Below are 18,334 nucleotides of genomic sequence, written 5' to 3' on the forward strand. Positions count from 1 at the left end.
CTGACCTGTCCGCTCCCCGTCCGGCATCCGTGCCGGCGGTGGTTCGGGATCAGGCTGGCCGCCGGGGCACCGACCGCCCATCGGGCAAAGGTCCACCCGCGTCCGACCAAAGTCGCGCCTTCGCGGGCCGGGGCGATCCAGGAGTTGGCGGCGCCGCGCCGATGTGCTCTGCGCACCTGTCCGAGAGGAGTTGTCCGGGAACCCTCGCGCAATGCGCCCGCGGGTACTACCCTCTGGTAACACCGGCCTCGGCAGTGCTCCCCCGTCACTGACGCGGCCGGTTTTTCGTGGGCTGCAGCGGGCGGTGGCCGGCCTCTGCCGTGCGTCAGCGAAGGCGGCGGGCGCGCAGGTACTCGCGGGCCAGCACCCTCAGGGCGGAGGGTGCGGAGGGGCTCGCCGAGGCGCGCAGCAGCCCCGCTCCCTCGGCCCTCGCCGCGGCGAGGGTGAGGTCGTCCAGGCGGATGAGCGCCCGGACCAGCGGCCGCCCGGCCGGGGGTGTGCGGTCCACCAGGCCGCGGCTGACGTCCAGCGTCCGCCGGGCCTTGTCCAGCGCTTCCCGAATGAGCGCCCGCGTCCCGTCGGTGTCCTTCGCGCTCTCCAGGTCGGCGCGGGTGACACCGTGGTGGGCCAGCGCCTCCTCGGGCAGCGTCAGCCGGCCGTCGCGGAGGTCCTCGGCGAGGTCGTTGACGAAGTCCAGGCGCTGGCTGGCGTCGATGTACGTCCGGCAGGCCTCGCGGTAGCCCTCGGAGCCGCCCGGACCGTCGCCGTCCCGCGGGGCGAGCAGGCCGGCGACCAGCATGAACGCGGGCAGGGAGTACGCGTCGACGTAGGCCTGGTAGTCCGCCTCGGTCGCGAACCCGGTGAAGTCCAGATCCGCCGCGGCGGTTGTGAGGTAGTCCTCGACATGGCCGCGAAGGCGGGGGTGGGCGGTCATGGTGTGCAGCAGCGCGCGGATGACCGGCTCGTCGCTGCCGCCGGTGTCCAGCCCCTCGCGCACCTGCTTCTCCCATGCCGCGTAGGCGGCCGTGCGCTCGTCGAGAGGACCCTCGTCGAGGACGTTGTCGCTCCGGTGCATGAACGCGGTCGCGGCGATCACATGGGGAACCAGCGGCCGGGGCAGGAGCAGCCGGGCCGCGACGTAGGCGCTCCGCTTGAATCCGGCGACCAGCACACGCTGCTCGGTGTAGTCGTCGCGCAGTGCGGGATCGGTGATCCCGGCGGCGTCCAGCGCCCGGCTCCAGGTGCTCATCGAGGATTCTCCCTGCTCGTGACGGCCGCTCCCGAGCCTACCCAGACCGGTCGGCTCCGGGCCGACGGGGCGCCCGGGGGCTGACGCCTCGTAGGGTGCTGCCGTAGGACAGCCGCTGAGGCGGGCTCGATTCGGGGGTGGATGTGCGCACAGCCGTCGTACTGGGGGGAAGCGTCGCCGGGCTCATGGCGGCCCGCGTGCTCAGCGATCACGCCGAGAGCGTGGTCGTCGTCGAGGCCGACGACCTCGAAGCGGGAGGCGCACGGCCCGGAGCGCCGCAGAGCGTGCAGCTGCACGCCCTGCTGGACATGGGCCGCACGCAGATCGAGCGTTGGTTCCCCGGACTGACCGCCGAGCTGGTGGCCGGCGGCGCGGTCGCCAGCGACGGCGTCAGGATGCGCCAGTACGTCGACGGCGCACTCAAGGTCGTCGTTCCCGGCCATGAGCTGATCGGTGCGACCCGCCCGTTCCTGGAGGCCCGTATCCGGCGCCGGGTGCTCGCCCTGCGCAATGTCCGCCTCGTGCGCGGGCGCGCGGAGGGTCTGAGGTTCACCGGACGGCGTGTCAGCGGGGTGCGCTACCTCCCCGTCGGTGACGGCGCCGATTGGGACGGCGGCTCCGGCCGGGAGTGCCTGACGGCCGACTTCGTCGTGGACGCCACGGGGCGCTCGAGCCGCCTCGGCGCCTGGCTGGACAAGGCGGGCTGGCAACCGCCGCCGCTGGAGCGCATGCACATCGACCTGGGCTACGCCACGGCGCTGTTCCGGCGGGGTGAGGAACTGCCGGATGTGTCGGTGGCGCATTCCGTGGAGAGCCCGCCGGCGCCCGGACAGCCCCAACTGGACGCCGGGGCCATGGCGGAGGTCGAGGGCGGCCGGTGGATGGCGGTCCTGGTCGCCTACGCCGACCGGCGGCCCACCAAGGACCCCGAGGAGTTCGTCGCCCGGTGTGCCCGGGTGCGGGCAGCGGCGCTGCGGGAGATGGTCACCCGGTGCGAGATGCTCGGGGACGTCGCCGTCCACCGGGTGCCCGACAGCCGTCGGCGGCACTTCTGGGATCTGCGCCGCTTCCCGGCCGGCCTGGCGGCGGCGGGGGACGCCGTGGCCTCGTTCAACCCGGTCTACGGCCAGGGCATGGCATCGGCGTCACTGCACGCGTCCTGCCTGTCGGCCTTCCTGCGCTCGGGGGCACCGCTGGACGAGCCCGCCTGGGGGTACTTCAAACGGCTGCGGGTCGTGGTGGACGCGGCCTGGCAGCTCTCCACGCTCAGCGACCTCGCCCAGCCGCATGTGTCCGGCCCCTACCCTCCCGGCTACCGCGTGGCCTCCTGGTACGGCAGCCGCCTGCTCGCCGCGTCGATCACGGACACCGAACTCAACCGGCGCTTCCTCGATGTGATCAATATGCGGGAGCATCCTCGCCTGTTCACCCGGCCGGGCACGGTCTGGCGGGTCGCGGCCAGGACCCTCACGTCGCGGGCGCGGTGGTGAGACGGCGCTCGACCGCCGCGAGCACCAAGGGGTGGTCCAGGCACCGGGCCACCCTGACGAGGTGGGCGCGCTCCCGCTCGGGACCGACGTCCTCGGGGCGGGAGACGGGCTCGTAGGACGGCGGCTCGCCGCGCTTCCTGCGGTCCACGGCGTCGAGGAGCATCGCCGCGGACGCGAGAGCGCGGACCTGCTCGGCCTTCAACCGCTCCCGGGCACCGGCCTCCTCGACCGCCTCGGCCAGCCGCGGGTCCATCCACGGCGACAGCGAGCGCTCCGCGTCGCAGATGTCCGCCAGCCGTCTGACGAGAAGCCATGCCCCGGCGCTGAGCAGGGACCACCGCTCGACCATGCGGCTGGGCGGCGCCAACGCGACACTGCGGCCCGAGCCGTCGACGGCGGTCTCCCACAGCCCGCGCAGGCGGCGGTAGTCGCGGCGGTCCCGCCACCACACCTGGACGACGGGACCGGAGAAGCCCCAGTTGAGGATGAACGCCCCGATGGTGCCCGACAGCGCTCCGAGGTCGGACAGCTTGTCCCACTCGTGGTGTCCGGCCGCCGCGGCGGCCAGCGAGGGCCCCGCGAAGACGACATAGCCGAAGATGAACAGCGACGCGGTGCTGATGTGCCGCAGCCCCTTGCGCAGCCGCTCGTTCTGCGTGCGGGCGCCCTGACGGCACTCCCATGCCGCCGACAGCATCGAGTACGACAGCCCCGCCATGAAGACCGCCAGGAAGACGACCACTTCGGGGTCGCCCGCCTGGGAGACATTGAACGTCAGGGGGTGCTCGGGACCGGTGACGCCCGCGTGGAGGAACGTGGCCGCCATCGCCGCCAGGATCGCCGCGTACACGGCCACATGACCGATGATGCGCCCTCGGGGCGCTGGTATCTGCTTGACCTCGGCGGCCCAGATGATCGCCAGCATATGGGCGTGGGCACCGAACAGGACGATGAACGAGTAGACCACCAGCGACGCCAGGCCCGTACGGCCGGAGAGCTCACCGATCGCGCGGTAGACCAGCGGCGACGCGGTCAGGAACGCCAGCAGCCCGGCGATGTGGCACGAGATCATCATCACCAGCGACTCGGTGAAACCGCGCCGCAGGGCGGAGACCTTGATCGACGCGCTGGACGCGCCGATGAGGACGACGATGAGGTACGTGATGTTGGCCGCGCCCTCAGACACCGGGCCTCCGGTTCTCCAGAGCCGATGTGTAGGCACCCGTCGCCGCTTCGCCGGGGGTGAGGTCGAGCATCTGCATCAGCTCCGTGCCTCCGATCTCCGCGAGGTGCTCCACCGGGTCGGCTGCCTCCTCGCCGTCGAGGCAGCGGCCGAGCAGGACGAGCTCCACCATGTCCTGCCCGATCCCGGGCATGAGCGCACGGGCGGTCTCCTCGTCGATGGGGCTGTCCTCGGCCGGAGCGTCGTCGTGCAGGAGGTGGAACAGCTCGTGGCAGGTGATGACGATCTGCAGGAACTTGGGCGCGGTGGCGTCCACGACGATCACATCGCGGTCCGGCTGCACCGCGCAGAATCCGGTGACCCTGGGAGCGAGCTTGCGGTGGACGACCTCGATGGGCTTGCCGCCGCGCGATGCCGCGACCGCGTCGATGAGGTCCTCGAGCGCGAGGGGACCCTGGGGGAGTGACAGCCTGTCGCGAATGAATTTGCGGGCACGGCGACGGTCGCTGCTGATGCCCATTGGTCCCCTCCCCTTTCAGCGCGCGTCGACAGTAGTGGCGGCGACTGAGATCCTCCAACCGAGATCGTAGTCGGGCCGACGGACATTCCGCGGCCCCGCCTCCCGCGGCCCCGCCTCCCGTGAGCCCACCGGCCGTGAGCCCGGCCCTCCTCGCCGTTCCACGCCCTCCGGGCGCCGAGCGGCGAGGATCCCCCGCTGCCCGGGGGGCGGTTGCCGGGCCCGCTACCTTGGCCAGCGCTTGTTGAGGACGCGGCCGACCACCCGCTGGACGCGTTCGTCCCGAAGGGCGATCAGCGTTCGCAGGGAGTCCTCGATCTCCCGCACGGCCGGTGAATCGTCGTCCGCGGTCAGATACACCTCGGCGACCCGGAAGTGCTGGGCCACGAGCTTGATCGGGCCGTGCACGAAGTACGAGACCGAGACACCGAAGAAGGCGGCGAGTTCGGAGGCGACGGGCAGACCCGGCTCGTTCACCCCGGCGCGGAGATTGCCCATGTACTGGCCCGACTTGCCCACGGCCGCGCCGACCTCGCGGTTGGAGTACGGCTTGCCGGTGGCGGGTGAGGTGCGCAGGCACAACTGGTCCAAACGCGCCGCGAAGGCTCCCCCTTCGAGCTCCAAAGGCGCGCCCGCGCACAGGCGCCGGACGTCCTCGACGGGGACACCGCAGGCCTCGGCGACCTCCAGATGCGTCCAGGGCCCCCGCCCCGCCGGGTAGATGTCCGCGAACAGCAGCCGCAGGCGGCGGGCCATGCGCTGCCACGCGCGCACGTCCGGCGCGTCGTCGTCCTCGGTCAGAAAGGCGGGCCGGACACGGAAGTGCTGCGCCAGGGGCCCGATCGGGCCGCCGAGCAGGTAGGCGGCCGAGACCCCGAAGAACCGGGCGAGTTCGGGGACGACGGACTCCTCGGGCTCACCCGCGCCCGAGCGCAGGCCGCCGATGTACGGGGCCGACCTGCCGACGGCGGCGCCGGCTTCGCGGTTGGAGTACGGCTTGCCGGTGGCGGGTGAGGTGCGCAGGAACAGCCGGTCGAGCCGGGTGGCGAATCCGTCGCCGTCGAGCGGGAGGCCGACGGACAGCCGCTCGATCTCCTCCACGGGCACGCCGCAGGCCTCGGCCGCCTCCTGGTGTGTCCACGGGCCGCGGCCATGGGGATGGATGTCCGTGAACAGCGTCCGCAGGCGCCGGGCGACGCGCTGAGCACGCTCCTCGGCGCTGCTGCCAATGCTCATTCGACGGTCGCTCTCTTCCGGAGTGCAGTGCCTGGCATCCGTACCCCTGTGATCTTGCGTCCAACTGTGGCAGCGGCAATCGAGTGCCCGCAAGAGCGGGATGGGGAAGCCGTTCTTCCCGCGGGGAGATACCGGAGACCAGAGTTGTCGGGACGGTGAAAGTATACTTGACAAGCCCTCCCCGAGTGTCAGAGGATCAGGTAACGAAGGCGGTTGCCGGGTGCACACCGGGGGGCCGCCGAGTCAACGGGGGTAGTCGCAGCTCAGGGCGTGATGGTTGTCACGCCTTGAACTGCGACTCAGACTCGTTTCCGCCCCCATGATCCCCTGGCGCCCGATCCCTTCGGCGCCCGATCCCTTCGGCGCCCGATCCCTTCGGCGCCCGATCCCTTCGGCGCCCGATCCCTTCGGCGCCCGATCCTCCCGATCCTCCCGATCCTCCCGATCCCCCTGATCCCCCTGATGCCGCAAGGCTGCCGGCGCTGCGGGGCAGCGCCGCGCCGCGCACGGCGGCCGCCCATGACTACGGGCCCATGATGCGGATGGTCGCGAGCGGCGCCGTCCGGCCGGATCCGCTGATCACCGAGACCATCGGTCTCGACGAGGTACCGGCCGCCCTGGTCGCCATGGGGACGGAGGCCGGCTGCGGGGTCACCGTGATCGAACCGCACCGCTCCTAGGGCCTGCCTGGCGGCTCCGTGGCCGCCGCTGTACGGTCGGACCATGGCCACCAGGCAGGAGACCCTTCCTTGGTCACGCATCGCGGGCGCCTGCCCGAAGTGCGGGCACCGGGTCCGGGAGGTCGTCGTCGGCCGCCGGAAGGTGCTGGGCGCGTTCGTCCCCGAGTGGGCGCCGGGCCCCTGCCGGAATCCGCGGTGCCCGAGGAGCAGGCAGCGGTAGACGGCGGAGGGGATCACCGTCGCTCGTATGCCGTGGGTTCTCGGCGGGCCCGCCGGTCAGGCGCGGCAGAGGATTTCGCCGTGCAGGACGGTGAACCAGCCGTCTTCCGACGCGCCCCACGCCCGCCAGCCGTCGGCGATCTCCAGCAGGGTCTCCTTCGAGGCGTGGCCGCCCTCCACGGCGTGGCGGGCGAACTCCGACGTCGTCAGGCGTTCCGCCCACAGGCCGCTCCACCAGGCGCGGTCCTCGGGGGTGGCGAAGCACCAGACGGAGGCGCTGGGGGTGATGTCGGTGAAGCCCGCCGCGCGGGCCCAGGACAGCAGTCGGCGGCCGGCGTCGGGCTCGCCGCCGTTGGCGCGGGCCACACGGTCGTAGAGGTCCGGCCAGGGCGCGAGCGCGGGGACCCGCGGGTACCAGGTCATGGCCCGGTAGTCCGAGTCGCGGACCGCGACCACTCCGCCCGGCCGGCACACCCGGCGCATCTCGCGCAGCGCCTTCACCGGGTCGGTGACGTGCTGGAGCACCTGGTGTGCGTGCACGACGTCGAACGTGCCGTCGGCGAAGTCCAGTTCATGGACGTCCACCTCGGCGAAGTCCACATTCCCCAGCCCGCGTTCGGCCACTGTCCGCCGGGCGTGCTCCAGGACCTCGGGGGACGCGTCCGCCGCCGTCACACGGCCGGGGGCCACCCGCTCCGCCAGATCGGCCGTGATCGTCCCCGGGCCGCAGCCGACGTCGAGCAGTGCGGCTCCGGCGGTCAGACGCGGGAGCAGATGGGCGGCGGAGTTCTCCGCGGTCCGCCAGGTGTGCGAGCGCAGCACACTGGCGTGGAAACCATGGGTGTAGACGGCGTCTTCGGGCATGGGCGGGCCCTTCTCTGCGGGCGGTCTCGGCAGTCGCCAGCCTAAGCTCTGGTCCCATATTTCGAGAATGGCATTTTACTATGTGGGATGCCCCGGAGGTGCCCGCCCCGCCCCGCGCCCCCACCCCGCCCCCCGACCGCCGTTCCACACCATCCGCAGCCCCCGGATCACCTCCCGCAGCACTCCCGCGTCCGGTGGATCCGCCTCCGAGAGCGCCGAGGAGGGGAATGGGTCGGCCCTCGCACGTCACCGCCCCGCGTCCCCCATGGCCGGAAAGACCGCGGTGGCCTGCGGCGTCGGCGCGCGTGAGCGTCACACGGCGCGGTGGCGCCCGCAGGCCGGATTTCATTGATGTGGTCACGCCATTGAGAAGGATCCGCTTCCCCGACGTACTCCAGGCCACGCGGATCGAACCCGACCGCGGTCCAGGAACGACGACAGGAGACGCCGAGTGACGCGAAAGAGAACGGTCAGCGGGAAGCAGAAGATCATCATGCTTGTCGGCGCCGCCGCCATGGTCGGAGGTGTCGCCATCGCGACCACGGGTACCAGCCAGGCGTCCGTGACCTGCGACGGCCTGGCCGCAGCCCTCAACAACAACCAGCGCTTCATCTCCGACCAGCGGGCGAACCCGGACGCCAACTCGGCTGCGCGCATCGCCAACCGTGAAGCGGTCATCCGTCAGATCCAGGTCCAGCAGAAGGAGTCAGGCTGCGCCGGCGGCGCCGACGCCGGTGGTCAGCCCGCTCCACCCGCGTCCGCCGACCCGGCGCCGCCCCCCGCCTCGTCCGCGCCCCCCGGCACCGGCGACAGCGGCGACGACGGCGGCAGCAACGGCCAGGGCGGCGTGAACGACGGCCAGGGCAAGGTCGGCGAGGTCGTCTGCGCCGGCTCGACCGTGACCCTCTCGGGCGAGGGCGGGGCACCCGCCGCCTCCAGCAACCAGTTCCCGGTCGGCACCAAGCTCAAGGTGACCAACCTGGACAACAACAAGTCGACCACCGTCTCCGTCACTTCGGCCTCCGGCAGCTGCGCGCTGCTGAACAACGCGGCCTTCGAGCAGGTGCGCGAGCCCGGCAAGTTCCTCATCCGCAAGGCACGGATCGAGCGCGTCGGCTAGACACCGGCCGGGCAACCCCGCCGCGACCCGCTCCCGGTCGGCACCGGGCAGCGGGTCGCGGCGTGTCCGCACGGTGCCTCGAGTCCCGGTCCAGTCGGCGGCGGCAGGCCGCTTCCACGATGTGTGGCGCCAAGTCCCCATCGGTGGTCCGACTGAGCGGAGGTCCCGTGCCCAGCAACGACACAGCGTCAACCCTGGCCGAACCGGGGAGCGGAGGCCGCCCGAGCGGCCACCCCGGCGCGTCCGTCGCCGCGGCGCGCTGGGAGCTGCTGCTCTCCCACCGCGAACGGCTGCACCGGCTCGCCGGCTCACGCCTTCTGTGCCGTCAGGACGTCGAGGACTGCGTCCAGGAGGCGCTGCTGAGGGCCGCGACGTTCAGCGGCCTCGACGAGAGCCGGGTCGGCCCCTTCCTCACCTCCGTCACCCTCCGGCTGTGCACGGACTTCTACCGCCGGGGCGAGCAGCACCGCAGGCTCCTGCTGCGGATCCACCTGAGCGAGACGGCCGCGGGTCCCGAGGAGACGGTCTGCGCGGCCTCCGAGGGAGCATGGGTGCTCGAGCAGGTGGGGAGGCTGGACGGCAGGGAGCGCCAGGTGATCCTCGCCCGGGTCAACGGTGTCAGCACCCGTGAGGCCGCCCGCAGCCTCGGCATATCGACCAAGGCCGCGGAGGGCGCGTTCACCCGGGCCAGGGCCAGGCTGCGCCGCTGGTACGGCGACAGCCTGGCGAGCTGACGCGGCCCCGGCCACGACACGGGCCCTGGCCACCTCAACGGGCTCCGCCCACCTCAACGGGCCCCGCCCACCTCAACGGGCTCCGCCCACGCCACCGCGTCTCAGCCCAGCGCCGCCCGCAGCAGGCGGGTGACGTCGTCGGGGGTGGCCCGCTCGAGGTCGTCGACGGCGTCGGCCACCTCCGCCGAGCCGCCCGTGCCGAGGAACTTCTCCCGCACCAGCTCACCGATGGGCGGGCCGCCGACCGAGCCGATCGCGCCCACGGGCACACTCAGCTCGCGGGTCACGGTGCGGCCGTCGGCCAGACGAAGCCTCACCCGTGCCCCGGTGACCTTGCGGGCCGAGGTGAAGTCCTTGCTCGGCGGATCGGGGTCGCCCACCAGGTCGACCAGCCACTGGCCGTCGTCCTTCCACTGCGACCCGAAGTCCCGCAGCCAGCCGGTCCCGCGCGGCCCGGCCTGGCGCAGGGCCTCGCCGAACGGGACCTCGCAGCGGAAGACGTCCCGCGTCATCTCCTCGTCGAGGTTGACCCGCAACTTGTCCGCCAGCGCCCAGCGGTCGGCGTCGGCCAGGCCCTCGGGGGAGAAGTCGTCGTTGGTCAGACGGCCGTACAGCAGGGAGGTGGCCAGGGTGTAGCCGAGCGAGAACACCAGGGCGCTCACGGGGGAGTCCGGCCCCCGCAGGTACATCCCCGCCCGCCGGTTGACCAGCGCCGTGTAGAGCGAGGTGTCGACGGTCAGCTCCTCCACGTCCTCGGGGCGGATCGGCCCGAGCTCGCGGTGCAGCCGCAGGGCGATGTCGATGGCGGAGTCCATGCCCGGCCCACCGGGGTGGACCTTGAACGACATCGTGTGCGTGTGCCAGCGCTCGCCGAGCCCGGCCACCACCGCCTCGGGCAGCGGTGTGGTGGAGAAGCGGGAGAAGAACCCCTCCTGGTGCTCCAGGATGTCGCGGCTGCCGTACATCCCCGCCTCCGCCGCGTCGCACGCGTCAAGGCCCACCCGCACGGGTGTCGAGGCGCTGAACACCTTGGCGTCGCCGCCGAGGAAGCCGACAGGCACGGTGCGCGGCGGCAGGCCGAAGCCGAGGCCGAGGGCGTCGACCCACCGCTCGGCCGGAACGTCCTCGCCGCGCAGCCGCCCGGCTATCGCCCCCGTCACATGGGTGAAGGTGGCGCTCTGCCCCCGGAACGGACCGAGGGTCGTGGCCGCGGTGATGCGCGCCGCGCACTCGTTGGCCACCACGACCGAGGTCAGCAGTCCGATGCCGTCGAGCCGCTGGGTGCGCGCGTAGGCCATGGGGACGGTCACCGTGGAGTTCGACAGATGCCCCGCGAACGCGGTGTCGTCGAAGTGCAGCCACGAGCCCAGACCCGCGAGGACGAACGCGGCCTGCCGCGGGTCGTCCTGGAGCGGCGCCCCGAAGCCCTTGACGAGCTTCCTGCCCAGCGGATGGGCGGCCCCGGCCCGCAGAGCGGCGAGGTGCGAAAGGATCTGGTTCCTGGCGATCTCCATGACATCACTGGGGATGTCGCTCGCGGTCGTGTCTCTCGCCCATGCCGCCAGTTCCTCGGTGAGCGTCATCGAGCCTCCTCCGGACGGGACGCCTGGCCGTGGCGCTCGCCGCGGCCTCCGAATCGGTTACGGCCGAGAGCGCCGCGACCCTCGCAGGATCTTCGGGAAAATCCGGGCGCACCGAAGCTGAGGGTTGCCGGGTCCGCGCCCGTAGTTAAGTCGACCGCCGTCTTCGGCGGCCGCAGGCCCCGGGCCACTACCGAAGGGAACGCTGTGTCGACACCGTTTCAGTCCACCCGGATGCACGAGGGACTCGCCAGTGATACGGCCCATCTGACCGCACGGGCCCGGGCGGCGGACGCCGTCGTCGAACCCGGGCGCCGTCTCCTCGACGACCGGTTCGCCCATCTGTTCGTCACCGATCCGCCGCCGCCCGCGACCGCCGAAGAGGCGATGACCCGGCTGAGGGCGCTGGACGGGGCGCACGGAGGCTTCCTGGCCGAGATCCTGCTGCGCCAGCGGTACTTCGAGGATGTGCTGCACCGCGCGGTCGCCGACGGCGTGCGTCAGGTGGTGCTCCTCGGCGCCGGATACGACAGCACCGCCCTGCGCAACCCGGACCTCGACGGTGTGCGGTTCTTCGAGGTGGACCACCCCTCCACCCAGAAGGCCAAGGTCGAACTGCTCGGCCGCGCGGGCGCCGAGACGCCGTCGGTGACCTATGTGCCCGTCGACTTCGAGGCGGGCAGCTCCCTCAACGACGAGCTGGCGGCCGCCGGTTACGACGCTTCGCAGCGCAGCGTCGTCGGCTGGCTCGGGGTCTCGTTCTTCCTTCGCGCCGAGTCGTTCCAGCGCACCCTCGAGGACCTGGCCGGCGGCTCCGCGCCGGGCAGCCTGCTCGTCTTCGACTACATGGACGAGGCGGTGGTTGACGGCACCACCCCGTACGAGGGGGCGCTGGAGATGGCCCGCAAGGTGGGCGCCCAGGGTGAGCCCTACATCAACGGCCTCACGCCGCAGACCGCCTCCGAGGCGGCGGAGCGGGCCGGCTACCGGACCGTCGACCGGGCCAGGGTCACCGACCTGGTGCGGCGCTACGGCGGCGACGACCCGTACTGCAGCGACGACGACTTCATGGGCCTGATCACGGCCGAGCGCCTCTGAGCACCACGGACAACGCCGCTGAGCACCGCGAAGGACCGAGGAGCCCGTCCCCCGCAAGGGGGCGGGCTCCTCGCCGTTGTCCACCAGGGCGCCCTTCGCGGAAGCGCCGCTGAAGCGGTGATCTCAGAGTGGTTTCAGGCCGCTCTGCCACAGTGGGACACGCAAGCCCGAGACGGGACTGGGGCACAGCCGAGAACCCCACGCCACCAGCCCCGGAACGGACTTCGCAAGGAGAGATTCCCGTAGCGGCCCAACGGGGACCGGGAGCAATCCCGGTCCAGGTCTTACGGCCTTCGCAGGTTCGAATCCTGCTCTCTCCGCTGAGGAGAGGTTCCCGTAGCGGCCCAACGGGGACCGGGAGCAATCCCGGTCTGGGTCTTTTGGCCCTCGTAGGTTCGAATCCTGCTCTCTCCGCAACCAGTCGACCCGCGGCCCCGGCCGCGGGTCGACCCGCACCAGGAGTCGGTCCCCCACAAAAGGCAGGGAGAACCACGATGCCCGAAGGCCACTGGGCCGGTGCCGGACTGCTCATCGCCAACCCCCTGGCCGGGGCGCGGAGCGCGGAACTCATCGACGCGGTGGCGCACCACTGCGGCAGCCGGGTCACCGATCTCACGGTGGTGCGCACCGAATACCGGGGGCACGCCGAGGAGCTCGCCGCGAAGGCCTTCGTCGAGGGCACGGACGTGGTGATCGCCATGGGCGGCGACGGCACGACCCGCGAGGTCGCGGGCGGTCTCGCCCGCGCCGCGCTCGACCGGCCCGGCAGCCCCCGCCCGGCACTGGTCAACATCCCCGCCGGAACCGGAAACTCCTTCTACCGCGAGGTCTGGTCGGACCGGCCGTGGCAGGAGGCCCTGGACACGGCGCTGTCCGGCGACCGGCCCCACATCCGGCACGTCGACATGGCCTACATCCACGAGACCGACGCCTACGCCCTGCTCGGCGCCGCGTCGGGGCTCGTCGCGGACGCTCTCGTGGTGGCCGCGGGCCTGAGCGAGGTACAGGGCCGCGACCGCTACCAGCAGGCGGTCGCCCAGGTCCTGGCGGACTTCACGCCCTACCCGGGCAGGATCAGCGTCGACGGCAAGGTGGTGCACGACGGCCCCGTGGTCCTGGCCAACGTCGGGGGCGGCCGCTACCGCGCCGGCCGCTTCAAGGTCCTGCCGCACTCCGTCCTCGACGACGGCCTGCTGGACATCTGCGTCATCACCGGCGGTATCGACCCGCGTGAACTGCCCGGACTGACCCGGGACGGACAGCACGTCGGCCGGCCCGAGGTCGTCTACGAGCGCGGCAGCCGGTTCGTCTTCGAGCGCACCGACGGCAACCCTTTGACCTTCGAGTACGACGGCGAGGCGCAGACCGAGCCCCGGCAGCGCTACACCGTCGCCGCAACCCCTGGCATCCTCCCCGTTCTCGCTCCGCCGGAAAGGACGTGACGCCCGGGAGGGTGACCGGATCACCTGACAAGGAGGGCATGCCATGGAGCGCGTGGACAACAGCGCCGCCGCCGGCACAGGCACCAACTGGACCTTTCCCAGCGCCGGAGACAACTACTTCACCTGGGAGTACGGCAACGGCCGGGACCGTCTGCTGAGCCTGTACCAGAAGGGCAAGGACAAGCAGTGGGACAGCACCACCCGTATCGACTGGGACATCGAGGTCGACCCCTTCGACGCGCTGGGCACCCCTGAGAACACCCTCGCCCTGTACGGCTCCAACCAGTACAACAAGCTCAACCAGCGTGAACGCCAGGAGATGCGCCGGCACATGGCCTCCTGGGAGTTCAGCCAGTTCCTGCACGGCGAGCAGGGGGCGATGATCACCTCCGCGCGGATCGTGCAGTCCGTGCCCGACCTGGACTCCAAGTTCTACGCGGCCACCCAGGTCATGGACGAGGCACGGCACGCCGAGATCTTCTCCCGTTTCCTGGACGAGAAGATCGGGATGCAGTACCGGATCAACCCCAACCTCCAGGCGCTGCTCGGCGACGCGCTGAACGACTCGCGCTGGGACATGCCGTACCTGGGCATGCAGGTGCTCATCGAGGGCCTGGCGCTGGCGGCGTTCGGCATCCTGCGGGACAAGACCGACAAGCCGCTGCCCAAGCAGATCCTGGCGTACGTGATGCAGGACGAGGCCCGGCACGTGGCCTTCGGACGGCTCGCGCTGCGCGACTACTACGCCCAGCTGACCTCCAAGGAGATCGCCGAGCGCGAGGAGTTCGTCGTCGAGGGCTGCTACCTCATGCGCGACCGCTTCCGCATGCAGGAGGTGTGGGAGAACCTCGGCTACGACATGGACGAGTGCATGGAGTACATGAACAAGGGACCGCGCATGCGGGCCTTCCGCTCCCTGCTGTTCACCCGAATCGTGCCCTGCGTCAAGGACATCGGCCTGTGGGGCCCGGCCGTGAAGAAGGCCTACGCCGACATGGGTGTGCTCGACATGGCCAACAGCGACCTGGTCAAGCTCATGGCCTCCGACGAGGCACAGGCCGAACTGCTGGACAGGGAGCGGGAAGCGGAGCGGCTTCGCGAGCAGCAGGAGCTCGCCGACCGGGTGGCGGAGGTCGACGACGCGATAGCAGCCGGCGCCGCGGAGTGAGTGCCATCCGGCCCGCCGCTCCGGAGGCGGAGGGGGACGGCGGTCGGCCGTCCCCGCCGCTCGCCCGCACCCTCGCGGACTGGACCGCGGGGCTGCGCCACGAGGACATCCCCGGCAGGGTGCTCGAGGTCGCCACCAGTCAGGTCGTCTCGCACATCGCCACCATCAGGGCGTCGGCCGGCCATCCGATGGGCCGCAAGCTCATCTCCGCGTTCGGGCCGCTCTCCGCGGGCGACCCGCACCGTGGCGCCTACCTGCTGGCCGCCCTGTCCTCGTGCCTGTACTACGAGGACACCCTGTACGCCGGGCATGTCTCGCACGCAGCCGTAGGGGTGCCGCTGGCCCACCAGGAGGCACAGCGGCTGGACGGGCGCCGGATGCTGACCGCGGTCACGGCGGCCAACGAGTGCGCCTCGCGTGTCACGGCGGCGGCCACCCTCGGTCCGTTCCGGGGCCAGTGGGCCGGCCACACCCACATCGTGGCCTCGGCCGCCGCCCGGCTGCACGGAGCGGGAGCCGACGCGGGGACCCTGCTCAACGCGTGGGGCGTGGCGCTCGCCGCGCCCCCGCGCTCCCTTCGCCCCGCGGCCCTCGGCAGCAATGCCAAGGTGCTCTCCGCGGCCGGACCTGTCCGCACGGCGCTGGACGCCTGCGACGCAGCCCTGGCCGGGATCACCGGGCGGGACGACCTGCTCGAGCACCCCGACGGGCTGCTGGCCGGCTTCGCCGGGGCGCCGATACCCGAGGCGGTGGTCGCCGCTCTGGGGCGGCGATGGCACACCGAGACCATCTCGTTCAAGGTGCTGCCGGTGGGAGTCCATCTGGACGCGCCGGTGGAGTGCGCGGCCGAACTGCACCGCAGGCTGCGCCCGTCGGGGCCGCAGGACATCGCCTCGGTCGACGTCCATGCCCCGCAGACCACGATGGTGATGAGCCGTCACGCCGAGCGCTATCTCGAGGCCGGGGACTCCGCGCTTCCGGCGCTGAACATGAGCGCCGGGTACAACGTGGCCACCGCCCTGCTCACCGGCGGCCTCACCGTGGCCGACCTCGCCCCGCCGTTTGTCCACGACCCCCGCCGCTGGGAGCTGGCCTACCGGGTCGAACTCCACTACGACGAGGAGCTCAGCCGGGAGGTCATGAAGGCCACCGCCCCGGTGGGCGAGGCACTGCGGCAGGCGGGCAAGCGGGCGCTGGACTGGGTGACCGAGCTTCCGGGTGTGCCGATGGAGGAGCTGATCGCCGAACTCGGCCCGCCCAGTGAGACCTTCGAGCACGCCACGAAGAAGCTGGGCTGCCGGGTCGTGGTCAGGATGCGGGACGGCCGCGAGGAGTCCTGCGAACTGGACGCCGGAACGGGGGCGGTGGGATCGCCGTCCTGGAGCGCGCACGCCGAGCTGGCGCGCCACAAGCTCATCGGCACGGGCGTCGACGAGGAGACCGCGAGGATCCTCGGGCGCCTGGGAGAGCTGTCCGCCGACGAGTTGACGGATGTGCTGCGGGGCGTACTGAGCCTGTAGACGGCGCTCCGGTGAGCGGCAGCGGGAGGTAGTGCGGTGGACGGCGACACGGCTGGTGCCCCCGTCGGGAAGACGGGGGCACCAGCCGTGCGCGTGTGTACCGCTCAGGCCTCCAGGGCCCGCTTCAGCCGCTCGAGGGTGGTCCGCATCCCGGCCCGGTTGACCCGGTGCCGGTCGGCCGGGCGGGTACCGGTGAAGGCCCGTCCGAGCAGTTCGGTCAGGCCCGACAGCCGCCCGGTGCGCAGGTCCTGCCAGTACTCGGTGACGCGGGTGCCCCCCGCCTCGGGTTCGAACCGGTAGCCCCACAGCGCCACCGGGAGGCCGAACGTGGTGACCCGGAACGCGAACCCGCGCCCCGGATCGGCCTGCTGGACACGGCACTCGGTGACCCACACCCAGGGCCCCTTGCGGTTCAGGCCCAGGAAGCGGGTGCCGCAGCGGACCGGCGGCCGAGGCACCCACACGGCCCTGCACTCCGGGCTCCATCTGCCCATCCGCTCGACGTCGGCGACGGCCCGGTAGACCCGCTCGGCCGAAGCCCCGACGACGATCGACTCCTCCGCCGTCCACTCGCGTTCCACGTCCGCGCGCCTCCCCTCGTACGGTCCCGGCCGTTCGTCCCCAGCCGTTCGTCCCCGGCCGCCCGTCCCGGCTGTTCGTCCCCGGGCCGCCGCACCGGCAGGCTGTCGCCGGGCTGTCGTTCAGGCCCGGGTGAGCACCAGCACGGCGTTCTGCCCACCGAAGCCGAACGAGTTGCTCACCGCGACCTCGACCGGGGTCTCCCGGCCCGCCTTGGCCACCACGTCCAGCTCCACCTCCGGGTCCTGGCTCTCCAGGTTCGCCGTCGGGGGGATGAACGCGTGCTCGACGGTGAGCGCCGTGACCACCGCCTCGATGGCCCCGGCCGCGCCGAGCGCGTGGCCCACCACGCCCTTGACGGACGTTACCGCGGGGCGATCCCCGAGCACCCGGCGGATCATCCGGGCCTCCGAGGCGTCGTTCAACGGCGTCGATGTGCCGTGCGCGTTGACATGGTCCACCGCGTCCGGGGCGAGGCCGGCGTCACGCAGAGCCGACCGCACGGCCAACTCCGCTCCCCTGCCGTCCGGTTCGGGAGCCGTGGCGTGGTGCGCGTCGGCCGAAGCGCCGTAGCCGCTGACCAGGGCGCGCACATGAGCGCCGCGGGCCCTGGCGTGCTCGACCCGTTCCAGGACGAGGACGGCGGCCCCCTCGCCCGGAACGAAGCCGTCGCGGTCCACATCGAACGGCCGCGAGGCCGCCGCCGGGTCGTCACGCCGCTGCGACAGCGCTCCCATCTGGCTGAACCCGGAGACGATCGACGGCACCAGGCACGCCTCGGTCCCCCCGGTGATCACCACGTCGCACAGCCCGCTGCGCAGCAGCTCACGGGCCATACCCACCGCGGTGGTCCCCGAGGCGCAGGCCGTCGCCGTGACGAAGTTCGGGCCCTGGGCACCGCACTCCATCGCGACATAGCCGGCCGACATGTTCACCGACAGCATCGGGATCAGCAGGGCCGAGACACGCTGCGGTCCCTCGTCCCGCAGCGTGTTGTGCTGTTTCTCCCAGGTCGCCGCGCCGCCGATGCCGTTGCCGAGCACGACCCCGATCCGGGCGCCGTCCCAGGTGGACGGGTCGAGGCCCGAGTCGGCCAGCGCCTCCGCGGCCGCGGCGACGGCGAACTGGCTGCTGCGGTCGAGCCGCCAGGCCTTCTTGCGCCCGACGGCCTTCGCCGCGTCGAAGTCGGCGACCATGCACCCGAAGTCGGCCGGGGTGCCTTGAAGGGCGGGCACCCCGGTCGCCGCCGTGCCCGCCCCGGCCCTGACGCGCTCCCAGGCGGTCGGCACCCCGATCCCGGCCGAGGTGACCAGTCCGACCCCGGTGACCGCGGCGTGGAACGGGCTGTGGTCGCGGTCCATCAGGCGTTCACGCCCTTCACCTCGGCGAGCTTGCCCTCGATCAGCTTGGCGGCCCGCTCCACCGTGTCGTCCGGGCTGAGGTCCTCGTCCCCGATCGCGACCCCGAGGTCGGCGGAGGCGGCCATGGCCAGCTCCACCAGGGCGAGCGAGTCGAGTTCGAGCTCGTTGAAGGTGTCGTCCGGCTTGATCTCGTCGGCCTCGAAGCCGAACTCCGCCGTCATCAGCTGCACCAGGTGGTTGTAGACGTCGCTCATCACGGGCTCCTCGTTGTGAATCGTGTGGGTTGTGCGGTCG

The 18,334-nt window shown here is 72.1% G+C and carries 18 protein-coding genes and 2 tRNA genes; 11 read left to right on the top strand and 9 right to left on the bottom strand.

Features of this window, described 5'->3' with window-relative positions:
• Positions 1-325 precede the first annotated feature (325 nt).
• Positions 326-1,249, bottom strand: coding sequence for a phytoene/squalene synthase family protein (locus tag IEY86_RS18130; protein ID WP_189132781.1), 924 nt, complete (start codon positions 1,247-1,249; stop codon positions 326-328).
• Between the two features lie 137 nt (positions 1,250-1,386).
• Between IEY86_RS18130 and IEY86_RS18135 the strand changes: the two genes are divergently transcribed.
• Positions 1,387-2,739: an FAD-dependent oxidoreductase gene (locus IEY86_RS18135; protein WP_229698541.1), complete on the top strand. Its 1,353-nt coding sequence runs from the start codon at positions 1,387-1,389 to the stop codon at positions 2,737-2,739.
• On the opposite strand, the gene IEY86_RS18140 is transcribed toward IEY86_RS18135, so the two are convergent.
• From IEY86_RS18140 to IEY86_RS36545, 3 genes are all read right to left on the bottom strand, one after another.
• A complete protein-coding gene (locus tag IEY86_RS18140) occupies positions 2,717-3,925 on the bottom strand; it encodes an MAB_1171c family putative transporter (RefSeq protein WP_189132782.1) in 1,209 nt (402 codons plus the stop codon). The genes IEY86_RS18135 and IEY86_RS18140 overlap by 23 nt on opposite strands.
• Positions 3,918-4,442, bottom strand: a complete 525-nt coding sequence (locus IEY86_RS18145; protein ID WP_189132783.1) for a hypothetical protein — start codon at positions 4,440-4,442, stop codon at positions 3,918-3,920. The genes IEY86_RS18140 and IEY86_RS18145 overlap by 8 nt, the downstream gene beginning before the upstream one ends.
• A gap of 222 nt (positions 4,443-4,664) precedes the next feature.
• Positions 4,665-5,675 (bottom strand): helix-turn-helix transcriptional regulator, encoded by a 1,011-nt coding sequence (locus tag IEY86_RS36545; RefSeq protein WP_229698542.1) that lies wholly within the window; start codon positions 5,673-5,675, stop codon positions 4,665-4,667.
• A 533-nt stretch (positions 5,676-6,208) separates the two neighbouring features.
• Between IEY86_RS36545 and IEY86_RS18155 the strand changes: the two genes are divergently transcribed.
• Entirely contained in the window at positions 6,209-6,355 is a 147-nt protein-coding gene (locus IEY86_RS18155; protein ID WP_189132784.1) for a hypothetical protein, read from the top strand.
• A gap of 43 nt (positions 6,356-6,398) precedes the next feature.
• On the top strand, positions 6,399-6,575 hold the full coding sequence (locus IEY86_RS18160; RefSeq protein WP_189132785.1) for a hypothetical protein: 177 nt from the start codon (positions 6,399-6,401) through the stop codon (positions 6,573-6,575).
• Positions 6,576-6,631: 56 nt separating this feature from the next.
• On the opposite strand, the gene IEY86_RS18165 is transcribed toward IEY86_RS18160, so the two are convergent.
• A complete protein-coding gene (locus IEY86_RS18165; protein WP_189132786.1) occupies positions 6,632-7,438 on the bottom strand; it encodes a class I SAM-dependent methyltransferase in 807 nt (268 codons plus the stop codon).
• A gap of 451 nt (positions 7,439-7,889) precedes the next feature.
• Between IEY86_RS18165 and IEY86_RS18170 the strand changes: the two genes are divergently transcribed.
• The gene (locus IEY86_RS18170) at positions 7,890-8,558 is read left to right on the top strand and encodes an SCO2207 family protein (RefSeq protein ID WP_189132787.1); all 669 of its coding nucleotides are present in this window, start codon (positions 7,890-7,892) and stop codon (positions 8,556-8,558) included.
• A gap of 167 nt (positions 8,559-8,725) precedes the next feature.
• The gene (locus IEY86_RS18175) at positions 8,726-9,292 is read left to right on the top strand and encodes an RNA polymerase sigma factor (protein ID WP_229698543.1); all 567 of its coding nucleotides are present in this window, start codon (positions 8,726-8,728) and stop codon (positions 9,290-9,292) included.
• Between the two features lie 101 nt (positions 9,293-9,393).
• On the opposite strand, the gene IEY86_RS18180 is transcribed toward IEY86_RS18175, so the two are convergent.
• A complete protein-coding gene (locus IEY86_RS18180; protein WP_189132789.1) occupies positions 9,394-10,875 on the bottom strand; it encodes an MmgE/PrpD family protein in 1,482 nt (493 codons plus the stop codon).
• Positions 10,876-11,079: 204 nt separating this feature from the next.
• Here IEY86_RS18180 and IEY86_RS18185 point away from each other — a divergent pair, with 204 nt between their 5' ends.
• From IEY86_RS18185 to IEY86_RS18210, 6 genes are all read left to right on the top strand, one after another.
• Positions 11,080-11,970 carry a class I SAM-dependent methyltransferase gene (locus tag IEY86_RS18185; RefSeq protein ID WP_189132790.1) on the top strand — a complete coding sequence of 297 codons (891 nt, stop codon included), beginning with the start codon at positions 11,080-11,082 and terminating at the stop codon, positions 11,968-11,970.
• Positions 11,971-12,200: 230 nt separating this feature from the next.
• Positions 12,201-12,290, top strand: a tRNA-Cys gene (locus tag IEY86_RS18190).
• A gap of 4 nt (positions 12,291-12,294) precedes the next feature.
• Positions 12,295-12,384: transfer RNA gene (locus IEY86_RS18195), tRNA-Cys, on the top strand.
• A gap of 80 nt (positions 12,385-12,464) precedes the next feature.
• Entirely contained in the window at positions 12,465-13,412 is a 948-nt protein-coding gene (locus IEY86_RS18200) for a diacylglycerol/lipid kinase family protein (RefSeq protein ID WP_189132791.1), read from the top strand.
• 43 nt (positions 13,413-13,455) lie between these two features.
• A complete protein-coding gene (locus IEY86_RS18205; protein WP_189132792.1) occupies positions 13,456-14,580 on the top strand; it encodes a ferritin-like domain-containing protein in 1,125 nt (374 codons plus the stop codon).
• Positions 14,577-16,100 (top strand): MmgE/PrpD family protein, encoded by a 1,524-nt coding sequence (locus tag IEY86_RS18210; protein WP_189132793.1) that lies wholly within the window; start codon positions 14,577-14,579, stop codon positions 16,098-16,100. The genes IEY86_RS18205 and IEY86_RS18210 overlap by 4 nt, the downstream gene beginning before the upstream one ends.
• A gap of 104 nt (positions 16,101-16,204) precedes the next feature.
• On the opposite strand, the gene IEY86_RS18215 is transcribed toward IEY86_RS18210, so the two are convergent.
• From IEY86_RS18215 to IEY86_RS18225, 3 genes are all read right to left on the bottom strand, one after another.
• The gene (locus tag IEY86_RS18215; RefSeq protein ID WP_189132794.1) at positions 16,205-16,681 is read right to left on the bottom strand and encodes an SRPBCC family protein; all 477 of its coding nucleotides are present in this window, start codon (positions 16,679-16,681) and stop codon (positions 16,205-16,207) included.
• Positions 16,682-16,801: 120 nt separating this feature from the next.
• Entirely contained in the window at positions 16,802-18,040 is a 1,239-nt protein-coding gene (locus IEY86_RS18220) for a beta-ketoacyl-[acyl-carrier-protein] synthase family protein (protein ID WP_189132795.1), read from the bottom strand.
• Positions 18,040-18,294, bottom strand: a complete 255-nt coding sequence (locus tag IEY86_RS18225) for an acyl carrier protein (protein ID WP_189132796.1) — start codon at positions 18,292-18,294, stop codon at positions 18,040-18,042. Before IEY86_RS18225 ends, IEY86_RS18220 begins: the two co-directional genes overlap by 1 nt.
• Positions 18,295-18,334 lie beyond the last annotated feature (40 nt).

The sequence above is a fragment of the Wenjunlia tyrosinilytica genome, assembly GCF_014646055.1.
GTDB classification, from domain to species: domain Bacteria; phylum Actinomycetota; class Actinomycetes; order Streptomycetales; family Streptomycetaceae; genus Wenjunlia; species Wenjunlia tyrosinilytica.